The 23,623-nt window shown below is 30.5% G+C and carries 24 protein-coding genes; 6 read left to right on the forward strand and 18 right to left on the reverse strand.

Translation table 11 applies throughout. The features are described 5' to 3' along the window. Positions 1 to 48: 48 nt before the first annotated feature. From HMPREF2930_RS00960 to HMPREF2930_RS00970, 3 genes are read right to left on the reverse strand one after another with little or no spacing between them, the layout of a single operon-like run. On the reverse strand, positions 49 to 582 hold the full coding sequence (locus tag HMPREF2930_RS00960; protein ID WP_017175224.1) for an acyl-CoA thioesterase: 534 nt from the start codon (positions 580 to 582) through the stop codon (positions 49 to 51). 32 nt (positions 583 to 614) lie between these two features. After that, a complete protein-coding gene (locus HMPREF2930_RS00965; protein WP_017175225.1) occupies positions 615 to 1,862 on the reverse strand; it encodes an aminopeptidase in 1,248 nt (415 codons plus the stop codon). An 11-nt stretch (positions 1,863 to 1,873) separates the two neighbouring features. Further along, positions 1,874 to 2,080, reverse strand: a complete 207-nt coding sequence (locus HMPREF2930_RS00970) for a DUF1128 domain-containing protein (RefSeq protein ID WP_002450082.1) — start codon at positions 2,078 to 2,080, stop codon at positions 1,874 to 1,876. A gap of 141 nt (positions 2,081 to 2,221) precedes the next feature. On the opposite strand from HMPREF2930_RS00970, the gene HMPREF2930_RS00975 reads away from it, so the two are divergent. The 3 genes from HMPREF2930_RS00975 to HMPREF2930_RS00985 all read left to right on the forward strand — a co-directional run bounded on the left by HMPREF2930_RS00975 (position 2,222) and on the right by HMPREF2930_RS00985 (position 4,267). Further along, positions 2,222 to 2,686: a low molecular weight protein-tyrosine-phosphatase gene (locus HMPREF2930_RS00975; RefSeq protein WP_017175226.1), complete on the forward strand. Its 465-nt coding sequence runs from the start codon at positions 2,222 to 2,224 to the stop codon at positions 2,684 to 2,686. A 5-nt stretch (positions 2,687 to 2,691) separates the two neighbouring features. Further along, a complete protein-coding gene (locus HMPREF2930_RS00980; protein ID WP_002450075.1) occupies positions 2,692 to 2,973 on the forward strand; it encodes a hypothetical protein in 282 nt (93 codons plus the stop codon). Positions 2,974 to 3,064: 91 nt separating this feature from the next. Further along, entirely contained in the window at positions 3,065 to 4,267 is a 1,203-nt protein-coding gene (locus HMPREF2930_RS00985) for a YihY/virulence factor BrkB family protein (RefSeq protein WP_017175227.1), read from the forward strand. A gap of 78 nt (positions 4,268 to 4,345) precedes the next feature. Here HMPREF2930_RS00985 and vraR read toward each other — a convergent pair whose 3' ends face one another. From vraR to map, 5 genes are all read right to left on the reverse strand, one after another. Further along, the gene (gene vraR / locus HMPREF2930_RS00990) at positions 4,346 to 4,975 is read right to left on the reverse strand and encodes a response regulator transcription factor VraR (RefSeq protein ID WP_002450048.1); all 630 of its coding nucleotides are present in this window, start codon (positions 4,973 to 4,975) and stop codon (positions 4,346 to 4,348) included. Position 4,976: 1 nt separating this feature from the next. Further along, positions 4,977 to 6,011, reverse strand: coding sequence for a sensor histidine kinase VraS (locus HMPREF2930_RS00995; RefSeq protein WP_017175228.1), 1,035 nt, complete (start codon positions 6,009 to 6,011; stop codon positions 4,977 to 4,979). Next, entirely contained in the window at positions 6,008 to 6,709 is a 702-nt protein-coding gene (gene liaF / locus HMPREF2930_RS01000; RefSeq protein WP_017175229.1) for a cell wall-active antibiotics response protein VraT, read from the reverse strand. The genes HMPREF2930_RS00995 and liaF overlap by 4 nt, the downstream gene beginning before the upstream one ends. Positions 6,710 to 6,730: 21 nt before the next feature. Next, positions 6,731 to 7,117, reverse strand: a complete 387-nt coding sequence (locus tag HMPREF2930_RS01005; protein ID WP_017175230.1) for a hypothetical protein — start codon at positions 7,115 to 7,117, stop codon at positions 6,731 to 6,733. Positions 7,118 to 7,793: 676 nt separating this feature from the next. Continuing rightward, the gene (map, locus tag HMPREF2930_RS01010) at positions 7,794 to 8,546 is read right to left on the reverse strand and encodes a type I methionyl aminopeptidase (protein ID WP_017175231.1); all 753 of its coding nucleotides are present in this window, start codon (positions 8,544 to 8,546) and stop codon (positions 7,794 to 7,796) included. A 173-nt stretch (positions 8,547 to 8,719) separates the two neighbouring features. Between map and HMPREF2930_RS01015 the strand changes: the two genes are divergently transcribed. Continuing rightward, positions 8,720 to 9,709: an FUSC family protein gene (locus tag HMPREF2930_RS01015; protein ID WP_017175232.1), complete on the forward strand. Its 990-nt coding sequence runs from the start codon at positions 8,720 to 8,722 to the stop codon at positions 9,707 to 9,709. 44 nt (positions 9,710 to 9,753) lie between these two features. On the opposite strand, the gene HMPREF2930_RS01020 is transcribed toward HMPREF2930_RS01015, so the two are convergent. Beyond that, positions 9,754 to 10,473: a lipid II isoglutaminyl synthase subunit GatD gene (locus tag HMPREF2930_RS01020; protein WP_017175233.1), complete on the reverse strand. Its 720-nt coding sequence runs from the start codon at positions 10,471 to 10,473 to the stop codon at positions 9,754 to 9,756. Beyond that, positions 10,461 to 11,786 carry a lipid II isoglutaminyl synthase subunit MurT gene (locus tag HMPREF2930_RS01025; protein ID WP_017175234.1) on the reverse strand — a complete coding sequence of 442 codons (1,326 nt, stop codon included), beginning with the start codon at positions 11,784 to 11,786 and terminating at the stop codon, positions 10,461 to 10,463. The genes HMPREF2930_RS01020 and HMPREF2930_RS01025 overlap by 13 nt, the downstream gene beginning before the upstream one ends. Before the next feature lie 239 nt (positions 11,787 to 12,025). Between HMPREF2930_RS01025 and HMPREF2930_RS01030 the strand changes: the two genes are divergently transcribed. Continuing rightward, positions 12,026 to 12,583 carry a 3'-5' exonuclease gene (locus HMPREF2930_RS01030; protein WP_017175235.1) on the forward strand — a complete coding sequence of 186 codons (558 nt, stop codon included), beginning with the start codon at positions 12,026 to 12,028 and terminating at the stop codon, positions 12,581 to 12,583. Positions 12,584 to 12,610: 27 nt separating this feature from the next. Here the strand turns inward: HMPREF2930_RS01030 and dinB are convergent, their stop codons facing one another. The 7 genes from dinB to gatC form a co-directional block, all read right to left on the reverse strand. Next, complete coding sequence (dinB, locus tag HMPREF2930_RS01035) at positions 12,611 to 13,681, reverse strand: DNA polymerase IV (RefSeq protein ID WP_017175236.1); 1,071 nt, start codon at positions 13,679 to 13,681, stop codon at positions 12,611 to 12,613. Between the two features lie 108 nt (positions 13,682 to 13,789). After that, positions 13,790 to 14,338 carry a DUF3267 domain-containing protein gene (locus tag HMPREF2930_RS01040; protein ID WP_017175237.1) on the reverse strand — a complete coding sequence of 183 codons (549 nt, stop codon included), beginning with the start codon at positions 14,336 to 14,338 and terminating at the stop codon, positions 13,790 to 13,792. Positions 14,339 to 14,474: 136 nt separating this feature from the next. Next, positions 14,475 to 15,836 carry a 23S rRNA (uracil(1939)-C(5))-methyltransferase RlmD gene (gene rlmD, locus HMPREF2930_RS01045; protein WP_037541699.1) on the reverse strand — a complete coding sequence of 454 codons (1,362 nt, stop codon included), beginning with the start codon at positions 15,834 to 15,836 and terminating at the stop codon, positions 14,475 to 14,477. A 130-nt stretch (positions 15,837 to 15,966) separates the two neighbouring features. Continuing rightward, positions 15,967 to 16,887: a diacylglycerol kinase gene (locus HMPREF2930_RS01050; RefSeq protein ID WP_017175239.1), complete on the reverse strand. Its 921-nt coding sequence runs from the start codon at positions 16,885 to 16,887 to the stop codon at positions 15,967 to 15,969. Positions 16,888 to 17,200: 313 nt separating this feature from the next. Beyond that, positions 17,201 to 18,628, reverse strand: a complete 1,428-nt coding sequence (gene gatB, locus HMPREF2930_RS01055) for an Asp-tRNA(Asn)/Glu-tRNA(Gln) amidotransferase subunit GatB (protein ID WP_017175240.1) — start codon at positions 18,626 to 18,628, stop codon at positions 17,201 to 17,203. Positions 18,629 to 18,640: 12 nt separating this feature from the next. Beyond that, on the reverse strand, positions 18,641 to 20,098 hold the full coding sequence (gene gatA / locus HMPREF2930_RS01060) for an Asp-tRNA(Asn)/Glu-tRNA(Gln) amidotransferase subunit GatA (protein ID WP_017175241.1): 1,458 nt from the start codon (positions 20,096 to 20,098) through the stop codon (positions 18,641 to 18,643). A gap of 1 nt (position 20,099) precedes the next feature. Then, positions 20,100 to 20,402, reverse strand: coding sequence for an Asp-tRNA(Asn)/Glu-tRNA(Gln) amidotransferase subunit GatC (gatC, locus tag HMPREF2930_RS01065; protein WP_002450027.1), 303 nt, complete (start codon positions 20,400 to 20,402; stop codon positions 20,100 to 20,102). Positions 20,403 to 20,823: 421 nt separating this feature from the next. Between gatC and putP the strand changes: the two genes are divergently transcribed. Next, a complete protein-coding gene (gene putP, locus HMPREF2930_RS01070; protein ID WP_017175242.1) occupies positions 20,824 to 22,362 on the forward strand; it encodes a sodium/proline symporter PutP in 1,539 nt (512 codons plus the stop codon). A gap of 59 nt (positions 22,363 to 22,421) precedes the next feature. Here putP and HMPREF2930_RS01075 read toward each other — a convergent pair whose 3' ends face one another. After that, complete coding sequence (locus tag HMPREF2930_RS01075; protein WP_017175243.1) at positions 22,422 to 23,621, reverse strand: CamS family sex pheromone protein; 1,200 nt, start codon at positions 23,619 to 23,621, stop codon at positions 22,422 to 22,424. Positions 23,622 to 23,623: the final 2 nt, after the last annotated feature.

Raw genomic sequence — 23,623 nt, forward strand, 5'->3', positions numbered from 1 at the left:
GTCAATACATATAATTTATATCATATGTATTGACTTTTATTATAAATCTTAAATATCTTCTATGTGCTGTGCTTCAGATAAAAATTCAATGGTTTTTTTACTTTCTTCACGTCGTTCTTTTCTTCGTTGAACACGTTTTGGTGCTCCTTCATAGAACCACTTTTCTATTTTAGTTTCAGGGTACACTTTAGGAATACGTGTTGGTTTTCCATTTTCATCTAGGGCAACAAATGTTAAAAAGCTCAATGCTGCTAAATGTCTTTCCTTATTTAGCACATCTTCAATAATAATTTGCACACAAATTTCCATTGAACTTGATCCTGCGTAACTTACCATTGCTTCATAAGACGTAATATCCCCTGTTTTTATAGGTCTTAAAAAATCCACCGAGTCAGTAGAAGCAGTAACCACTTGTGCATTCGCATGTTTCATAGCTGTAATTGCAGCTATTTCATCAATATTAGCCATCAATGATCCACCAAACATTGTATGGTGATGATTGGTATCTTGAGGAAATACTTGTCGTGTTTTAATACTTTTTGATTCAGACATAGATTTTTTATTAACTTGAGAATTTGACATACTTTATTTCTCCTATTCCTAATTTAAATGAGTTATTGTGCCCAATTCCCATTTTCGAAAACTAATTCTTTAGAGCCGTCTTGTAAAATACCATATATCGTTAGATCTGAACTTCCAATCATAAAATCCACATGAACATTAGAATCATTTAACCCACTTGCTATTTTTTCTTCAGTAGACATTTCTGTGCCACCTTTAATATTAAACCCGTAGGCTGAACCAATAGCAAGATGACAAGATGCATTTTCATCAAATAGAGTATTATAAAAGATAGTATTACGATTTGAAATTGGCGAATCATCTGGAACTAGAGCAACTTCTCCTAATCGCTTAGAGCCTTCATCTGTGCTAATTAAATCTTTTAAAACTTCTTCACCTTTTTCTGCTTTAACATCGATAATTTCACCATTTTTAAATGTTAAAGTGAATCCATCAATAATATTACCATTATAACTTAATGGTAATTTATTAGTTACATAGCCATCTACATGATTTCTATCTGGTGCAGTAAATACTTCTTCCGTTGGGATGTTAGCAATAAATGGTTGTTGATTTCCATTTACATAGCTTGTTGCATCTTCCCAAATATGTCCTTTTGGTAGTCCTACTGTTAAATCAGTGCCTTCAGACATATAATGTAATGCCTTATAATTTTTTTCTTGAAGTTTATTTGCATGTACACTTAGAGATTTCACATGTTGCTCCCAATTTGTTATTGGGTCATTTCCATCCACACGTACAATTTCGAATACTTCATCGATAAATTGACTGTATGCTTCTTCTTCAGGCAAATTAGGATATACACGTTTTGCCCATGCTTTAGATGGAAATGCAGCTACTACCCATGGAAATGCATTTTTTTGGCTACCTTCCATATACCCTTTGAATGCTTGTCCATAATTAAACTGAGACGCTTTTAATTTTTCTGCATCAATGCCATTTAATAAATCTGGATCACCGGAAATAAGTGCTAAATTCGCTGCTCCTCTACGAGCATAATCCATACGCTCTTCAACATCATAAGCTTTAACAGCATGATTTTCAAAATAATCAACAGCTTCATTTTCATATTTTAAGCGTTCTAAAATAGGATCTGTATATACCACTCTTACATCTGAAGCGCCTTCTTTATAGGCTACTTCGACAATTAAGCGCGTTAATTCTATAGTTTCTACAGAAGTTCTTATAAACACAGGTTGATTTTGTTGAACGTTCATACCTACCTTTACTAATAATTCTGCATATTGTTTTAATTTGTCTTGATAATCTTGATTGGCCATTTAAATTCTCCTTACTCGTGACGTAAATTACCTAATTCATCAGCAATTGCTGTAATTTCACTTGGTGAAAATGAATCTTTAGACATAACAAAATCATGAATGTCTTTAATATCCTTTGTATCTGTATCTTTAAATTTTTCTGGATTAATTAAAGATTGATTTACAATATTTAATTTTTTTCGAATATTTTTAATCATTTGTTCATTATTCTGTGCCATTTGTTTCACCTCTTTATTATCATATTTTATCAAAGTATAAAAATTTATTAAACTTTTATAGAAATTAGTAAAATTATGGCTTTATAAATGTTAAAAATAACTATAAAATAGTTTATATATTAAAGTTTGGAGGAGTACAAGATGGTAGATGTAGCTTTTGTATGTCTTGGAAATATTTGTCGTTCTACAATGGCTGAAGCAATCATGCGTCAACGATTAAAAGAACGCGGTATTTCTGATGTTATTGTACATTCTAGGGGTACTGGACGTTGGAATTTAGGTGAACCTCCTCATCAAGGTACTCAAAAAATTCTGAAACAACACCATATACCTTTTGATGGTATTGTTAGTGAATTATTTGAACCTGATGATGATTTTGATTATATTATCGCTATGGACCAAAGTAATGTGGATAATATTAAATCAATTAATCCCAATCTTAAAGGTCAATTGTTCAAATTGCTAGAATTTAGTAACATGGAAGAGACTGATGTGCCTGATCCTTATTACACAAATAATTTTGAAGGTGTATATGACATGGTACAATCATCTTGTGACAATTTAATAGATTTCATCGTTAAAGATACTAATTTGAAAGAGGGGTAACTAAAATGGAAAACAAATTTGTTCCAGGTATTATTATTGGTGCTATCGTTGGTGGAGCTGCTACTTTAGCAGATAAATCAACACGTAATGCATTAGTACAATCATTCAAAGACATTAAAGAAGGTAATCGTTCTCGTAAACCTTCTAAAATTACTTCAATTAAAAATGAAGTATTGTATTGGAAAGATACGATCGAAGAAATTCGTCGTAATAATCCAGAATTAGAAAAATCAATTAAAGATGCTAAAGATACATTTGTAAATCGTAAAAACAATCGTCTTAGCTAATCAAATATAATTGACAGAAAATAAAGGCAAAATTCCTTTTTACTTAGGTAGTTTTGCCTTTATTTTAGAATTAATTTTTAAGGAGACGCCTATGTCAAAAAAAAATCAATCAAACTCTAAGTACCTTAACTCTATTAAGGAAAAAGAGACAGAAAATAAAGAGAAAATAAAGGTTGATCGTACATACGTAGAACCTCAGGAATTTCAATCAAAGAAGCCTAAAAAAGATAAACAAGTTTTTTTCGTTTCTAGGTTGAATAAACCTGCAAAATACACTAAAAATTCTAATTTTTTATCTTATCTTATTTATCGTATTGGTAAAGATGATGCTTCAGGTTTAGCGGCTCAAATGACGTATCACTTTGTATTAGCTTTATTCCCAATGTTAATCTTTTTATTAACTTTATTACCATTATTCCAAATTGATCCTCAGCAAATTAAAGACTTAGTTAGTCAAAATGCTCCTGCTGAGACTGCTGACGTTGTTACTAAAATTTTTAAAGATATTACAAGTAACTCTAGTGGTAGCTTATTATCAGTTGGTTTGATTTTAGCTATTTGGTCAGCATCAAATGGTATGACAGCAATTATGAATTCATTTAATGTTGCTTATGATGTTGAAGATGCTCGTAATCCTATTGTTCTTAAATTATTAAGCATTTTGTTTACAATTGTTATGGCTATTGTATTAGCTATCGCTCTAACATTACCTACATTTGGTAATTTTATTAAAGATCATCTATTTGGTCCGTTAGGTTTAGATCAACAAGTCGCTTGGATATTTGATTTAGTGCGTATATTGTTACCACTTATTGTTATTATTATTTTATTCTTAACATTATATTCAGTAGCACCTAACGTTAAAACTAAGTTTAAATCTGTATATCCTGGTGCAATCTTTACTTCTATTGTATGGTTATTAGGATCATTTGCATTTGGTTGGTATTTATCTAACTTTGGCAACTATTCTAAAACATATGGTAGTCTTGCTGGAATCATCATTTTATTACTATGGATTTACATTACATGTTTCATTATCATTATTGGTGCTGAAATTAATGCAATTATTCATCAAAGACATGTCATTAAAGGTTCTACACCTGAAGAAGCTGCCTTAAAACATGATGATAATAATGAAAATCATTACAATGAGAATACAAAATATGAATACGATTCTACAGCATCATCTAAATATGAAAAAAATTATGATGTGGATCCTACACCCAATGATAAACATAGTGAACAAGACTCTTTTGTTGATAAAATTAAAGATAAATTTGATAAAGATAAATAGCTATAGAAAAGAAAACTTTTAACGAAAAACCTCCTTATGAGATAGTCATTTTTTGACTTCTTTATAAGGAGCTTTTTATTATTGAATTAAATTATGTTGGAATGCATAAATAACCGCTTGTGTTCTATCTTGTACCTCTAGTTTACTTAAAATATTACTCACATGTGTTTTTACTGTTTTAATTGTAATATGTGAAGCACTGGCAATTTCTTGATTAGAATAGCCTTTAGCAATTAATAACAATATTTCCATTTCACGTTCAGTGAGCATTTCATATAATTCTGCTTTCTTCTTCATTCTATTTCTCATTTTTACTAAAACTTCTGGCTCGAATACAGATTCTCCACGATATGTTTTTCTAACTGCTTCTGCAATATCACTGGCACTTGTCGTTTTTAATATATAACTATCCACCCCTGCATCAAGTGCTCTATATACTTCTTTATCTTCTATAAAACTTGTTAACATGACTACTTTGATATGAGGCAAATCTTTTTTTATTTGTGTCGTCGCTTCTACACCGTCCATATCATTCATTAACAAATCCATTAAAATTAAATCAGGATTTAACGTATGTGCTTTTTCAATTGCCTCTTTTCCTGATGATCCTTCTCCTACTACTTCAATATCAGATTGAGTAGATAAATAACTTGAAATACCAATTCTAACCATTTCATGATCGTCTACAAATAATACTTTAATCGTCATATTAACCCTCCTCTTTCGTTAAAGGTGCTTTTACCTCTATTCTAGTTCCTGAATCTGGTAGAGATACGATATGAAACGTTGCACCTATTTCTAATGCACGTTCTCTCATATTTTTCAATCCATAACTTTGTTCTACTTTTTCATCTACGTTAAAGCCTTTACCATTATCTTGAATTCTTAATAATAAATAATCTTGATGATTAAATAATTCGACTGTCACTTTAGTTCCATCAGAATGTCTTAATGTATTTGAAATTGCCTCTTGTGTAATTCGAAATAGATGATCTTCAATTCCTTTAGGCACTTTAAAATCTTGTATATCATAAATGACTTTCATAGGTACTTTCTTTTGTAAATCAATGACTAAATCTTTAATACCTTCCCCTAATGATTTATCCTTGAGTCCTAAAGGTCGCAAATGTAGTAACAGCGCTCGCATCTCTAATTGAGATTCTTGTATCATTTTCTCAAGTACTGGAATTTGTTGGTTAAGGGGTGGTTCTAGTTCTGTTTCTTTTATCGCTGATAACATCATACTTGCTGCGAAAAGTTGTTGACTTACTGAATCGTGTAATTCCCTTGCTAAACGCTGACGCTCATCTTCTATAATTTTTTTTACTTTAATGTCATTCATATTGTAGTTTTCATTTGTTAAATTTTGAGTTTTGATTCTTAATCGCTGTAATTCTTGATTTAAAGGCACTAACATTTGATAAATATCAATTGTTTCATTATATAGTTCTATGTTTTTATCATTAATACCTACCGTTTCACCTTCAATGGCGTGTTCAATTTGATTCTTTATCCAATCATTTTGCTGATTTATTTTATAAGCTAATACAGAGCCAACGATAATACAAAGTAAAATAATCACTAAATTAAGAAATAGAAACACAGGTATACCAAATATTTGAGTATAGAACATTCCTTGAAAATATATAATATTTACAAAAACTTTATCTATAAATAAAAACGCAGTTAGCATGCTATACACTAAAATAAGCATGGATCCTATTGCTCTTAAATAGTGATTCATCGATAAATCACCTCAACATCACCAATAAATGTTGATACATATATATTTACACTATAATTTTCTTCTTTCGGTTTTTCTTCTACTTGGACATGATTATTTTCTACTTTATATGCTTCTCCATTTATATAAGCGGTACCATAAAATGATGCCATGTGAAGATTAATATTATAATTAACTGGAACAATCAGTTGTACTTTACCTAAAATATGTCTAACTACAATCGTATTATTTTCTTTGATGTTTGCTGCTTTTGTCATATCAATATGAATATCTCCAACCCCATGTTGAATTTGCACATCTTCCCATTTATATACATATACTGGAGTACGTTGTTCACCTAGCCAACGTTGTTTAATAAATTGAGGAGAGGTCACTTCTTCTTCCGAGGCCACAATCTTCAAAGGTTTAAATTTAAAAACTAAGTATCTAATAATGATTATTACTAAAAATATAAATAAAATAATAATCGTATATTTGTTGGATAACAAGGTAAACGCTATGAGTAGTGCTCCTATCCAAAACGCCAATAACCCTCTTACTTTATGAAAGTAAAGGTACCCTACATAAATTAATATACATCCTAATAATAAAATAAATAAATATCCAATTTTTTCAAAAAAGATGTAATAAAAGTTAGCGATAATCATTAGCGCTGTAAAAATAATTAATAATTCAGTAGATATATATTTACGTGTCAATGTGTCGCCTCCTGATTTTAATTAAGCTACATAACTCATTTGTTCAATTATTGCATATTGTTCTTCTGCAGCAATACGTTCTTTCGTACAACGATGAATACTAGCTTCAATTTTGGCATAATATGCTTCAAATTTATCTAATCGTTGTTTTAATAAATCTATTTCATTATTATGAACTTCCTGAGCATTCTTTATATTGTACATATTTATCATATCAATATACTTATTCTCTAGTGTAGCAGATAAACTGTCAATTAAAGTATTGATTTTTTCTTTTTTATTTTTTAAATATTTTATATATCGTTCCATACTCTGAAGCTTATCATCTAATAATGAACGATAATCATTAATATTATTTTTTATAATTATTTTTAAAAAGTGTTGTAAATATAAATCTAAATAATTCATAGAACCACCTCGTTGTTTACTAAACTTTATTATAAATGAGTGGAATCTTACTTAATATAGTCCTAGGAACCATTTTCTTCTCATACTTAAGTACGATTAATTTTAATTTAAAAATAAGGATATGAGTTGAATACTATTGAAAAGAGTGATTTAAGGTGGTATCCATATATCTTAAACATTTTTTACTTCACATGTTCAAATTTAGTTTTTCATTTATCGCTGATACTAACTATTTATTATTTGGTGTTGTGTTTTTAAAGTCTATTCTTTTAGGTGTTTCAGTAAAATGTGTATTTTGTAATATTGTTCAGTCGATTCGCTTTGACTAATTAAGCTATTTTTTGGTAGCTTTATTTTTGATTACATGTTTTATGTCCACTCTTATTTGGAAATTTGGCAAAGTAGAACAACGTTGGTCATAAAAAAGCCTAAGACATCATTGTTGTCTTAGGCATAGAAATTGTCTTTTTTCACTTATCCAGAAACTTTATGTTCCGGACTCTTTTTAATATACTAATAATTCTTGAAAATACATTTTATCACAAGTTTTTTCAACATCATCAGAGACGCTGAATCCCAACATAGAGACGTTCTTTATGGAACATCTCTATGTTGTGGAATCATTATCAGTATGGGACGACGACATCAAAATGACTTCTTTTCAACTTCATTTTTCTTAATCAATTTTTGTTGTTAACATCGGACCATCTTTCGTAACAATGACAGTATGCTCAATTTGGGCCACAAAGCTTTTATCTTTAGTTTCAAATGCCCAGTCATTTTTGCCTTCAGTAACAAATGTTGCTTTAGATGAAATAAAAGGTTCTACTGCAATGACTACGCCTTCTTTTAAAAGCGTCTTATCTTTAGGATCATAATAATTCATAACATGACTTGGCGCTTCATGTAAAGATTGTCCTACACCATGACCTGTTAAATTTTTAATAACAGTTAAATCATTTTTACGTGCTGTAGCATGTACCGCTTTACCAATATTACTTAGTTTTGTACCTGGTTTTACTTTAGCCATTGCTGCATCAAATGCTTCAAGTGCTACATCACATACTTTTTGTTTTAAAGGGTTATCCGCTTCTCCTACTACAAAAGAAATGCCAGTATCTGCATAATATCCATTTTTTAATGCTGAAACATCTATATTAACTAAGTCCCCTTCACGAATAACACGTTTACCAGGTATTCCATGAGCGACTTCTTCATTAACACTAATACAAGTTTGACCTGGGAATTTTTCATCATGAATAGGTGCTGAGATTGCACCATGTTCTTCAAATAATTCTTTAGCGATATTGTCTAATTCTTTTGTAGTAATACCAGGTTTAGTTGCTTCTTGCATTGTATCTCGCACTTTTGCACATATATATCCTATTTCTTTTAACGCTTGTAATTCTTCATCTGTTTTTACAATCATATTATCCCGTTCCTTTTTAAAAAATATTCCACCTTATTATACCAAAAATTTTTTGATATACTAAATAAGAAATGTAATATCTACTGACTTGATGTCTCACTACATCAAACTTGATATTAAACTTATTCTAACATTATAATCATCACGTTCGTTCTTTGAGAGGATTTAACAATATGAATCAATGGTATAAACATATTATAGGCGCTAGAACAATAAAAACGGGTCTAGCTACTTTTCTAACAACTTTATTTTGTTTACTATTAAACTTAACTCCTATATTTGCTATTTTAACAGCAATTGTTTCGATTGAACCAACTGCTAAAGCTTCTTTACGAAAAGGTTATCGTCGACTTCCTGCTACCGTCATAGGTGCATTGTTTGCAGTTATTTTTACTTATATCTTCGGCGATCAATCTCCATTTACTTACACCTTTAGTGCTATTTTTACTATTTTAGCGTGTACAAAATTAAATCTCCAAGTTGGTACAACTGTTGCAGTATTAACTTCAGTTGCTATGATACCTGGTATTCATGAAGCCTATCTTTTTAATTTTTTCTCAAGACTCTTAACAGCTTTAATTGGTCTAGTAACTGCTGGATTAGTAAATTTTTTCGTATTACCGCCTAAATATTATCATCAAATCGAAGAGAACTTAATTCATTCAGAAAATAATTTGTATGAACTATTCGCTTCTAGATGTCATGAATTATTATTAGGAAAATTTGATTCAGATAATAGTAATACATCATTAGCAACCTTATCTGATATGAATAAAAAAACAGATACTTTAATGAATTATCAACGAGATGAATTACGCTATCATAAAAATAACGAAGATAAATGGAAACAATTAAAAGATATGTCAAATAGAGCATATATTGATAGACTTCTTGCTACACATTTATCAAATATTATTTATTTACCAAAAAACGTAAATATTTGTTTTACTACTGAGGAAAAAATGGCAATTATAAAAATTAGTAATAGTATCAACAATATCCCTTTAGATGGAGTTTTTAAAAGAGAATCTAAATCTATATCTACTTTAAAATCTTCAGTCAAAATACTAGAAGAATTCGATAAGAATCAAATTAAGAGTCACGTTATTTATGAAATTTTACTTATCTACAATTTACTAGATAATCGATTTGTTAAAGCATAAAAAAACGTTGGATGAATTGAAATAATTCAAGTCATCCAACGTTTTTATTCTTTTTCTGAACGTTCAATAATAACATATTTCGCCGCTTCTTCTTCAGTGTTATCTAATTGTTTTGGTGTAAATGGAATTCCTTTACGTTCACATGCCTTCTCTAATAAATAATCAGTAAGTTCATGATTTTTCGGTAATATAGGCCCATGTAGGTAAGTTCCTAATAAGTTTTTATAATGTATACCTTCTTTTTTATCATCATCATTATTACCATACCCGGTTACTACATGACCTAATGTATCAAAGTTATGATATGTACGACCACCGTGATTTTCAAAACCTACTATTGTTCCAAATGTATCACTTTTAATTACGATATCTCCTGTTAAACGATCTGTTTTTGACTTTGTATAAAAGTCTAAAATTCCAAGTCCTTCTAACTCTGTACCATCAGGAGTAATATATTTAGTACCTAAAAATTGATATCCACCACAAATGGTTAAACCTGGCATTCCATCTTCTATTGCATCTTTTAATATAGTTTTAATTTTACTTAACTCTTTAGTAGCGATACTTTGTTCTCTATCACTACCCCCACCAATAAAGAAAATATCGCAATTTTCTAATGTAACTCCCTCAGTTTCATTAATTTCGATAACTTTTAAATTAATATTGCGTTTTTTTGCTCTCTGTTTTAAAGCAATAATATTTCCTATATCACTATATAAATTTAATTTGTCCGACATAAAATGAAAAACTGTTAATTCGTACATATCTGACGTCCTCCTGCAAATGAGCGATTAAGTTGTTCTAACATAGGTGAAAGTGATGTATAATTTGGAATCGCTACTGTAAAGCCTGCATAATTCATAGTTAAAGCTGTAGCTTTATAAATATCTTTCTCTAAAATAATTGGAACATCTACTTCAGCTAATTTCAGTCTAAGTTGTAATTCTTCTGCTCTTGTACCCGTTACAATAATTTTTTCTATATTTTGATTACGTAACTTTTCAAAATCCGCATCGTAAATCCAAGATGTATCTCTGCCATCAGCAGCATTATCATTCAGACTGATAACATATACTTTTTTTTCTTTAAGTTGATCTCCGACTGATAGACTCACATTCATGCCAGCAGGATTTTTAGCTAAATTAATCATTGCTTCTTTTTGACCACGCTTAAAGTATTGCATTCGACCATTATTTGAAGTGTATGTTTTAAATCCTTTACGAATTGCATCATTATTTAAGCCTAACTCTTTTAATACTGAATATGCAGCAAGTGCATTAAAAGCATTAAAATCACCAGCAATTTTCATTTCAAAGTGCGCATCGTTCACATCCATATCAATAAATGGTTGCACCTCAAATTGTGAAACTTCATATTTAGGTGTTTCACGCTTAAATCCACATTCACAATGATAATGTCCTAATTGATTATAATGGGTATAATCATAAGTTAATAATCTACCACAATTCGGACAATATTTACTTTCATTCATAGTACTTTGTTCAAATTCATGTGCATGGGCTTTCATTCCGTAATATACAATTGTATCACTCGCTATTTTCAAACGACTTACAAATGGATCATCGGCATTTAAAATTAATTTAATCCCTTTATTACTAATTGATTTTGCAATATTATTAACCATAATATCAATTTCACCAAATCGATCCATTTGGTCACGAAAGAAATTAGTAAATACCATCATTGAAGGTGTAACTTCTTTTAATACTTTTGGAATTGAACCCTCATCAATTTCAATGACCGCTACTTTAATATCTTTTACATTTTTCATGATGAATGCCGAAGTAATTCCAGCAGCCATGTTAGCACCTTCATTATTATGTATAATTTCAATATTATTTGCTTTTAAAGTGTGCCCAATCAAATTGGAAGTTGTTGTTTTACCATTTGTTCCACTGATAAAAACAATATCATCAACTTGTGAAGCTAACTTTCGTAAAATATTTTGATCTACTTTGCGAGCAATTTGACCTGGTAAATCAGTTCCTTTTTTTCCTGCTGCGATACTTATCTTGCGTGCTAGTTTAGCCAAGTGTGTTGCTGTCCATTGTCTCATGTCTTTCCTCCTCGCATAATTCACTCGAGTAATTATATCATGTATCTAAAGTAACAAAAAATATTCTCAATTAAAAGTAACAAAATACACTTCTAATTATAACTTTTTCCCTTTAAATTCCGTATCTATTTTTTACTCTGTTATCTATAGATTATGAAAAAAGCAATTATTTATATTTAAATCGTACTTTCTGTTAAACTGTGAATAATTCATTTTAAATATTTAGAAAGGAATATAGAATGCTTAAAAATTCATTTATAGCTTTGGATTTTGAAACTGCAAATAAAAAAAGAACAAGTATTTGTTCTGTTGGCATGGTAAAAGTAGTAGATAACGAAATAGTCGAAACGTTTTACACGCTTGTTAATCCTCATGACTATTTTTCGGAAACAAATATTCATGTTCATGGTATTCATCCTGAGGATGTTAAAGGTGCGCCAGATTTTAAAGAAGTCTTTCCATATATGTTGCAATTTATAAATCAATTACCCGTAGTGGCACATAATGCTGCTTTTGATATGGGTGTATTACATCAAAGCTTAAAACATTTAAACATAGCTGTTCCCTCACTTACCTATTTCTGCTCATATCAACTTGCTAGACGTACGATCAAAGCTTATCGATATGGATTAAAACATCTAATGAACCATTACAACTTAAATTTTCATGGCCATCATGATGCCCTGAATGACGCAAAAGCTTGCGCAATGATTACTTATAGATTATTAAAACACTATGATAGCTTACAAAGTGTGCTTCAATTTCATGGTAAAAATTTAAAAGATAGAAATAGATAATTTAAAACATCTTATCTATTTCTATCTTTAAATGAAATCATAAATGGTCATATTTTGATATGTTGATTGCTCTAGATGACCTACTGTAACACCAATTAATCTGATAGGTACATCAGGGTCTTTTAATTCATGATATAAATCATAAGCTATATTATAAATATCAATGTCTTTACTTACCGCTTCTCTCAAACTTCTTTGTTTAGAATAAGTTTCAAAGCGATGCGTTTTAATTTTGACAGTAACTGTTGTGCCAGACTTTTGCAATTGAGTTAATCGTTCAGATGTTTTACGAGAAAGTTCCCATATTTTTTGTAGAATCTCTTTATCATCATTAATATCTGTTGAAAAAGTACGTTCGGTTCCTACTGACTTACGAATCCTACTTGCTTTTACTTCACTATCATCAATGCCTCTTGCTTTTTGATAAAGTCCTCGTCCTTTTTTTCCAAACCAGCGAATCAATTCAAATTCCGATTTGCTATATAAATCTTTACCAGTATAAATATCATGTTCATGCATGATTTTTTTAGAAGCTTTTCCAACGCCTGGAAAATCACCTATATCTAAGTTCATTAGTATGTCATGCACATTCTGATAATGAATAACCATCATTCCATTAGGCTTATTCATTCCACTAGCTAATTTAGCTAAATATTTATTATAAGAAACACCAGCAGAAGACGTTAAACCTGTTTTATTGAAGATATCTTTACGTATGTTTGAAGCAATTTTTGATGCTGATCGATGAGGTTTAACTAAATGAGTAATATCTAAATACGCTTCATCTAGTGCTAAAGGTTCTACAATTTCAGTATACTGTTTAAAAATTTCCATTATCTTACTTGAAACTTCACGATATACATCAAATCTTGCTCTAACATAGTACCCATTTGGACATAGTTTATGTGCTTGCGACATAGGCATTGCTGAATGAACACCATATTTACGTGCTTCATATGAAGCGGTTGAAACGACTCCTCGATGACTTGCTTTTCCACCTACAATGACAGGTTTTCCTTGTAATTTAGGATTATCTCTCATTTCTACCTGAGCGTAGAAACAATCCATATCAATATGAACGATTCTCCTTTCTGTCATTGTCTCACTCCTTTTTAAATAAAATAAGCCTCAATACTATTATACTGCACCCTAAAAGAAAACACTTTATAAATGCATTTATAATAATATTAAGACTTATGCAGATGTTTATTCATAATCATTATTTATAGATATAGGCAAATGATGATACATAAAGATACCTTCATCAGTAGAACGAATATATTTAAATTTGTTAATAATTGTTATACCTGCTAGATATATATCAATCAAACAATATCCGATGTGTATGCTTGATATAAATATAATAGAAGAGTAAGCAAAGTGGTAAAATGAAATCATTAACCCTATTGTAATGATTACTAATGGTGCAAGCATGACTGCACAAAATTGCCATTTATTAAAGTATTTAGATGACAAATAAATGAGCAAAATTCCATTTTTATATTTAAATTGTGGTTTCTGTCCTTTAGAAAAAATAAAAAATAAACATTTATGTATTAATTCGTGAATAATTAATACTCCAATAAAACCAAGTATTCCATAAATGACATTTGTCAAAAAACGTTGTTCAATAATATCAACATAATTAACTGCCCACTTATATGTAAATAAAATTGCAAATAACATCATAACAACTTGAATGGTAAGTAATTTTGATATTTTGATTCGATTGTGTGATAAATCAATTTTGTGCATCTGTCAACCTCCACTCATTTCACTAAAACTCTTTCATAGTATACATGTAGAAGTGTTAGAATGAAAGCGATTATAAATAACTTAAACCCTTTGTAATCTTATTTTAATAAACTTCTCCTCATTTACTTTAATTTAATTACACTGTTTTTCTTTCGAATAAGGCCACAGTTTCAATATGTGTTGTATGTGGAAACATATCGACTGGTGTTATTTCTTTTAAATGATATAGATTAGCTAAAAGTTGAGCATCTCTTTGTTGTGTTGAAGGATTACATGAAATATAGATAATGCGCTTAGGGGCTAACTCTAATAATGTTTCTATAAAGACTTGATCGCATCCTTTTCGTGGAGGATCGACCATGATAACATCAGGTTCTATTCCTTTTTGTTTCCATTCAATTATCACTTCTTCTGCTTTACCACATTCGAACGTTGTATTATCAAAATGATTAATTAAAGCATTTTGCTTGGCATCTTCAATAGCTGATGGCACAATTTCGACACCATATACATGTTTAGCCACTGATGCCATGTAAAGCCCAATCGTTCCTATACCACAATATGTATCTAAAACAATTTCATTTCCACTTAATTGAGCATAGTCAATAGCTTTCTGATATAATTTTTCTGTTTGAACAGAATTAATTTGATAAAACGATTGATCACTAATTTCAAAAATAGTTTCACTTAACTTATCTGTAATTTTATCTTTTCCATATAAAGTCATCGATTGCTTACCCATTATGACATTTGAATGTGAATTATTAATATTTTGTTTAATACTTGTTATGTCAGGATATACCTCTGTTAGTCTATGTACTAGCGTTTCAGCTTCTTTAAATTTAGAACCATTTGTTACAAATATAATCATAACTTCATTTGTATAATGACTTGTTCGAATGACTACATGACGTAATAACCCTTTTTTATTTTTTTCATTATAAATGCTTACATTCAATTCATTTAACCACTGTTTTATATCATTCATTAGTTCTTGTTGTTTTTCATCTTGAATTAAGCAACTATCCATATCAATGATGTCATGACTTCTTTGACGATAATATCCCATTATCGTTTTATTATTTTTATCTTTACCTACAGGAAGCTGGGATTTATTTCTATACCGCCATGGATGATTCATACCAATAGTATCGTGAATCACTGTTTCCTCTAATTTCGCCTTTTTATGAAATAAATTAACAACTTGTTGTTTTTTCATTTTTAGCTGAGATTCATAAGACATATGTTGTAACTGGCATCCTCCACATTTCTCATAATATATACAAGGAGGTGTTACTCTTTGCTCACTTTGTTTTAGTACTTTTAATAGTTTACCAATAGCAAAGTTTTTCTTTACTTTAATTACCTTAAACTCTACTTCTTCATCAATTAACACATTAGGAACAAAAATAGGATAACGATCTAATTTAATCACACCATGTCCTTCATGCGTTAAATCTATCACTTTTCCTTTTATTACATCATTTTTATTAATCATCACTATTATTTTTCACTCCATATGAAAAAGAGGTACGTATAACTTCTTACCTTTTCAAACTAGAAATTATAGATAACCTCTTTTTAACTTCTTATTTCATTTTCCCTAATTCGTTTAATTCTTAAATACTTTAATGATTTTCAGATATCTCATCATTATAAATATCTTTAGGAGTACAAACTTCAATATGCTGTTTTAAATTTAAAAAGTTTGCAGGTAATTTACCACCATATTCTCCATCTACATTTAATTGCATATCTGTAAATGATGAAATATTAATTGATTTTGCTTTTTTATATATTACTTTAGGATGTTTGGTATGTTCACCTCTAGAAGCTAATGTCATGATATGGCCTAATTCAGCTAAGTTTGCTTTCTCAACGATAATTAAAGTATAATACCCATCATCTAACTTAGCATCAGGTACAAGTTTTTCAAAGCCTGCCATTGAATTGGTAAGCCCTAGTAAGAATAATAGTGCTTCCCCTTGGAATACCTCATTATCATATTCAATTCTCAAATCGACTGCCTTCATTTGCGGCAACATTTCGAAACCTTTTATATAATATGCAAAAGGTCCAACAATAGATTTTAAGCGACTAGGTGTTTCATAGGATACTTGCGTGAGCTTACCTCCAGCAGCTAAATTTATAAAATATCGGTTATTCATTTTTCCAATATCTACTTTTGTCGTATGACCTTTAATAATAACATCTACTGCACCCATAATATCATTTGGTAAATGTAAAGCTCGTCCAAAATCATTCACTGTACCCATAGGTATAATACCTAATTTAGGTCTATTGGGTTGTTCAGCAATTCCATTTACAACTTCATTTAAAGTGCCATCACCGCCAGCGGCTATAATAATATCATAGTTTTGTTCAAGTGCACGTTCCGCTTCAAGTGTAGCATCTCCTTCTCGTTCAGTTGCATAAGCACTTGTTTCATAACCTGCACGTTCTAATTTTATTAAAACATCTGGTAAAGTGCGTTTAAATAGCTCCTTTCCAGAAGTTGGATTATAAATGATTCTTGCTCGTTTTCTCATAAGTTATCCCTCTACTTTTTATTACATAACACTATATTAAATGATTTATGAATGAGTTAAAAGTATTTATACCCATTCTTTTAAATTTTTGTAGGTATCATTTTGTTGTACAATTGTTGTAATAAACTAACCGAAGTAAAGAATATCTCATTCTTTTGACACTAGGAACAAACTAAATACTTTGCTTATCTATCCTATTGAAATCCAATATCCTTTTCTTTAGAAATATGAATAAAAAACTGTTCACAATCTCAAACACTTTGTGAACAGTTTATCTTAAACTTATATTTAATACCTCATATGAGATGAGCTATTATCTTTTATCCAATTCTTGTTTTAATAATTGATTGACTTTTTGAGGATTAGCTTGACCTTTTGAAGCTTTCATAATTTGACCCACTAAGAAGCCCATAGCTTTGCCTTTACCATTTTTATAATCTTCAACAGATTGTGGATTATTATCTAAAGCTTCATTAACAAATTTTAATAGTGTAGCTTCATCTGAGATTTGAACTAAACCTTTATCTTCCATAATTTGTTTAGCATCTCCACCATTTTCAGCTAATTCTGGGAATACTTTTTTGGCAATTTTACTACTCATTGTTCCATCTTCAATAAGCTTAATCATTCCAGCAAGATTTTCAGGAGTTAATTTTGTATCTTCTAAATCTACTTGATTTTTATTAAGATATTCATTAACGCCACCCATCAACCAGTTAGATGTTAGTTTAACATCTGCGCCATGTTCAATCGCACCTTCAAAGAAATCAGACATTTCTTTAGTAAGGGTTAATACATGTGCATCATATTCAGGTAAGCCTAGTTCATTAACATATTTAGCTTTACGTTCGTCAGGCAATTCTGGAATGGTTTGTCGCACACGTTCTTTCCACTCATCATCGACATATAAAGGTACAATATCTGGTTCTGGGAAGTAACGATAATCATCAGAACCTTCTTTAACTCGCATTAAAATAGTTTTACCAGTAGATTCATCAAAACGACGTGTTTCTTGACCAATCGTACCACCGTTTAATAATTCTTCTTCTTGACGTTTTTCTTCGTATTCTAAACCTTTTCTAACATAGTTAAAAGAGTTTAGATTTTTCAATTCAGTTTTAGTACCGAATTCTTTTTGACCGTAAGGACGTAATGAAATATTAGCGTCACAACGTAGTGAACCTTCTTCCATTTTACAATCAGATACACCAGTATATTGGATAATTGAACGTAATTTTTCTAAATAAGCATATGCTTCTTTAGGAGAACGAATATCTGGTTCAGATACAATCTCTATTAATGGTGTACCTTGACGGTTTAAGTCTACTAAAGAGTAACCATCTTTATGAGTTGATTTACCAGCATCTTCTTCCATATGAAGACGAGTAATACCAATACGTTTCGTTTCACCATCAACTTCAATATCAATATATCCATTTTCACCGATTGGTTGATCAAATTGAGAAATTTGATATGCTTTCGGATTATCTGGATAAAAATAGTTTTTGCGATCAAATTTAGAATTTGTAGCAATGTCCATGTTTAGAGCCATTGACGCACGCATCGCCCAATCTACTGCTCTTCTATTTACAACAGGTAAGACACCCGGATAAGCTAAATCAATAACATTAGTGTTTGAGTTAGGTTCAGCCCCAAAATGCGCTGGTGATGGAGAGAACATTTTTGAGTCTGTTTTTAATTCAACGTGAACTTCAAGTCCGATAACTGTTTCAAAATGCATTATTTCCACTCCTTATAATTTTTCGTATGCGTCGTGTAAGTTAAATTGTGTTTCATATTGATATGCCACACGATATAATGTTTTCTCATCAAATGGTTTACCAATAAATTGTAAACCGATTGGACGTCCGTTTGATTGGCCACATGGCACAGAAATGCCAGGTAAACCAGCTAAGTTAACAGGCGTAGTTAATAAGTCATTTGCATACATTGTTAAAGGATCATCAATTTCTTCGCCTAAATTAAACGCTGTTGTTGGAGCTGTAGGTCCTACAACAACATCATAATTTTCGAATACTTTATCGAAGTCATTTTTAATTAATGTTCTAACTTTTTGAGATTTATTATAAAATGCATCATAATAACCAGAACTTAATGCGAATGTACCTAAGAAGATACGACGTTTAACTTCGTCTCCAAAGCCTTCAGAACGAGACATTTTGTATAATTCTTCTAATGTTTGCGCTTCTTTTGAATGGTAGCCATAACGAATACCATCGAAACGTGCTAAGTTTGCAGATGCTTCAGATGATGCAATTACATAATAAGAAGGAATACCATATTTAGTGTTTGGTAATGATACTTCATCAACTTCTGCACCAAGTGACTTTAATGTTTCTACTGCTTGTTTTACAGAGATTTTTACTTCCTCACTAACACCTTCTCCTAAGTATTCTTTAGGAAGTGCAATTTTAAGACCTTTGATATCTTTACCAATTTCTGAAGTAAAATCAACGTCTTCAACCGGTGCACTTGTAGAGTCATTTTTGTCTGCACCTGCAATTGCTTCTAATACCATCGCATTATCTTTAACATTACGAGTGATTGGCCCAATTTGATCTAATGAAGATGCAAAAGCAACTAAACCAAAACGTGATACACGGCCATATGTAGGTTTCATACCTACTACACCACAATATGCAGCTGGTTGTCTGATTGATCCACCAGTATCAGACCCTAAACTAAATGGTACTAGTCCTGCTGCTACTGCTGCAGCTGAACCTCCAGAAGATCCTCCTGGAACTGCTTGATGATCAAATGGATTGACAGTTTTTTTGAAATAAGATGTTTCTGTAGAACCACCCATTGCAAATTCATCCATATTTAATTTGCCGATTAACACTGCATTTTCTTGATGTAATTTATTCATCACTGTTGATTCATAAATCGGTACAAAACCTTCTAACATTTTACTTGCACAAGTTGTTTCGACATCTTTAGTGATAATATTATCTTTAATTCCCATTGGGATTCCAAATAATTTACCTTCAAATTGATCTTTAGCTTGTAACTCATCTAATTCTTTAGCTTTTTTAATTGCATTTTCTTTATCCAAAGCTAAAAATGATTTAATTGTTGGATCTGTTTCTTCAATAGCATCATAAATATCTTTAACTACTTCAGAAGGTTTAATTTTTTTACTCTTAATCATTTCTGAAAGTGTTTCAACAGATTCATAACGAATACTCATCTTAAGCGTCCTCCTCATTCATGATAGCTGGTACTTTAAATTGACCGTCTTCTGTTTCTTTCGCATTTTTTAATGCAAGTTCTTGAGGAATACCCTCGATTGCTTTATCATCACGTAACACATTTTGTAAATCTAAGACATGATATGTTGGTTCCACACCTTCAGTATCTGCTGAATCATTTTGCTTTGCAAAATCTAAGATACTTTCAAGTGTATTAGCCATTTCTTCAGTTTCTTCAGGAGAAATTTGAAGTCTTGCTAAATGTGCTATATGTTCAACTTCTTCGCGTGTAACTTTAGTCATTATTAAAAAAGCCTCCTTATTACTCATTCATCATAAAATTGTATCAAATTTTCAGTTAAAAATCTAAATATTTATTATACTCAGTGTATTAACTATTCTTAGCAAAGTTAAGTATTAAAATAACTTTCTTATGTAACTCATTTATATAGTTATCTATAAATATACATTAATTTCTATTAATAATTTATTAATATTAACGTTATATAATAAAATGAATTATTTTTTATCTATACTATAATTCTTGTTAACGCTTATCATTATATTGAAATAAACTGTTATTTATAGATAAAATTTTACTTCTCTAATCTATAAATATCATTGTATAATATTACATGTAACTAATTTAAAAATCGTCATTTCTTTTTTCAGTACAATGTTGTTGAAAAATATAAATTTAAAAGTTTTAAAGGGGGTAATTACAATGTTTGTATTAGGTGCAAATTTAGGTACTCATGCTAACACAAGCTGGCAGACTTATATTATGATTGCAATCTATTTTATTATTCTGCTAGTGATTGGTTACTATGGTTATAAACAGGCAACCGGCAATTTAAGTGAGTATATGTTAGGTGGGAGAAATATAGGCCCATATATTACTGCTTTATCAGCCGGTGCTTCAGATATGAGTGGTTGGATGATTATGGGACTTCCAGGGTCAGTTTATAGCACAGGTTTATCGGCAATATGGATTACGATTGGTTTAACTATTGGTGCCTATGTTAACTATCTAGTTGTTGCACCAAGGCTTAGAGTATATACAGAAGTTGCTGGAGATGCAATTACGCTCCCTGATTTTTTCAAAAATCGTCTTAATGATAAACATAATATCATTAAAATTATTTCTGGTCTTATTATTGTTATTTTTTTCACTTTATATACGCACTCTGGCTTCGTTTCTGGAGGTAAATTATTCGAAAGCGCATTTGGATTAAATTATCATTGGGGACTTATTTCAGTCGCAATTATTGTCATTTTATATACCTTTTTCGGAGGATATTTAGCTGTTTCTATTACTGACTTTTTCCAAGGGGTTATCATGCTTATCGCAATGGTAATGGTACCAATAGTTGCTTTGATACAACTTAGTGGATGGGATACATTCCATCAAGTAGCTGAAATGAAACCAACTAATATGGATTTATTTAGAGGCACTACTTTTTTAGGTATGATTTCATTATTTGCATGGGGATTAGGTTATTTTGGTCAGCCTCATATTATTGTACGATTTATGTCTATTAAATCTCACAAACTTTTACCTAAAGCACGACGCTTAGGAATAAGTTGGATGATTGTAGGTTTACTTGGAGCTGTGGGTGTAGGGTTAACTGGAATTGCTTTTATTTCGAAAAATCATATTAAAATGGACGATCCAGAAACATTATTTATTATAATGAGCCAAGTTCTTTTCCATCCTTTAGTAGGTGGATTCTTACTTGCTGCCATTCTAGCTGCTATTATGAGTACAATTTCTTCACAATTATTAGTGACTTCAAGCTCACTTACAGAAGATTTCTATAAGCTCATTCGCGGTGAAGAACATGCTCAGTCACATCAAAAAGAATTTGTACTTGTAGGCAGATTATCTGTGTTAGCTGTGGCCATTGTAGCTCTTGCTATTGCTTGGTCTCCTAATGACACTATATTAAACCTAGTCGGAAATGCTTGGGCTGGTTTTGGTGCAGCGTTTAGTCCACTTGTTCTTTTTTCTTTATATTGGAAAAAACTAACACGTGCGGGTGCGATAAGTGGTATGATTGCTGGAGCTCTCGTAGTCATTATTTGGATTGTCTGGGTTAAACCACTTGCTAATATTAATGAACTATTTGGTATGTATGAAATTATACCTGGTTTTATTAGTAGTGTAATCGTTACATACCTTGTTAGCATCTTCACCTATAAATCAAACTATTCTATTGAACAACAGTTAAATCAAGTTAAAACCATTGTTCGCGAAAAATAAATTAATTTATTGAATATCAAAAAGAGGCTGTGACACGACGTGTCACAACCTCTTTTTGATTAATTACTATAAATATGGACTTGTGGGTCTTTGTCATCTTTTGTTTTACTAATAAGTGCTCTTGAATTGTTACCATCTTTTATACGAATTTCGTAACTATCTATATTATCAAAATATTTCTTAGCTTGTTCTGTTACATATTGTGTAATTCCTATTGTTTCAGCTTGACCATAGTAATCGATTGGCAAATCAATCACTAGTTTATTAGGTTTCTTATCTACAAATTTCACTTTTCCAATTGCTTGAGTAAAATTAGAGAAATAAGATTGAAGATCATCATTAAATTGCTTAAAATTATTATTTAGATTTTTGTCATATTTTTCTGCTTCTGTTGAAGGTAAAAGTGCTGAAATCTCATCAATTTTATTCCATTTATTAATTTTAGTTTGTTTGTCATCAACAGTAGTATTAGCAATAAAGTGTCCTGGCGTAATTGCATCTTGACTCGATTGAACATATATTGCAAAGTGAATTGGAATATTTTTCAAATCTTTATTTGCTCTAAGGCGTGTAAGTAACTCTTGAGCCATTGCTTTACCTTGTTTTTCAATTTCTTTATTATCTAGCGATTTGCTATATGTTTCTCCATCTTTTTCTTTTTGATAATAATAGACACTATTCATAGCAAGACCAATTGTTATGCCTTTAATTGTTTTTCCTTTTGTATCATTTGTATCATAAAAATCTTGTTCTAAGATATTAGATAAATAAGCAGGAGAACTTTCTGCTATTTTTTCTGGTTTAGTTTCTCCATCATGTGATGGATTAAGACCTAAATTTTCAGTAGCTTTTTTTGATTCCTTTTCACTTTCACTCATATTATCAATTTCGTCTTTAGAATACTTGGGATTTAAATATGCGTTAACTGTATTTTTGTCTAAATACTGCCCATCTTGATATAAAAAATTATCAGTTGGAAATACAGACTTACTTAGATGTAATAAACCATTTTCGAAATCTTCACCGTTATAGCTATTAGCCATATTATCTTGTAATACTCCACGAGCTTGGCTTTCTTTAAATGGTAAGATTGTACGATAATTATCTCCTTGAACTTCTTGATCAGTGGCAACTGTTTTTACATTATTTGAATTTTGTTCTTGTTGCTTATTATTTGACTGACTATTTTTATCATTCCCATTGCCACACGCTGTCAATATCATAAGCGACGTTATAACTAATAATAATAACCGCTTCATTA

This window comes from Staphylococcus sp. HMSC068C09, from assembly GCF_001813735.1.
GTDB classification, from domain to species: domain Bacteria; phylum Bacillota; class Bacilli; order Staphylococcales; family Staphylococcaceae; genus Staphylococcus; species Staphylococcus hominis.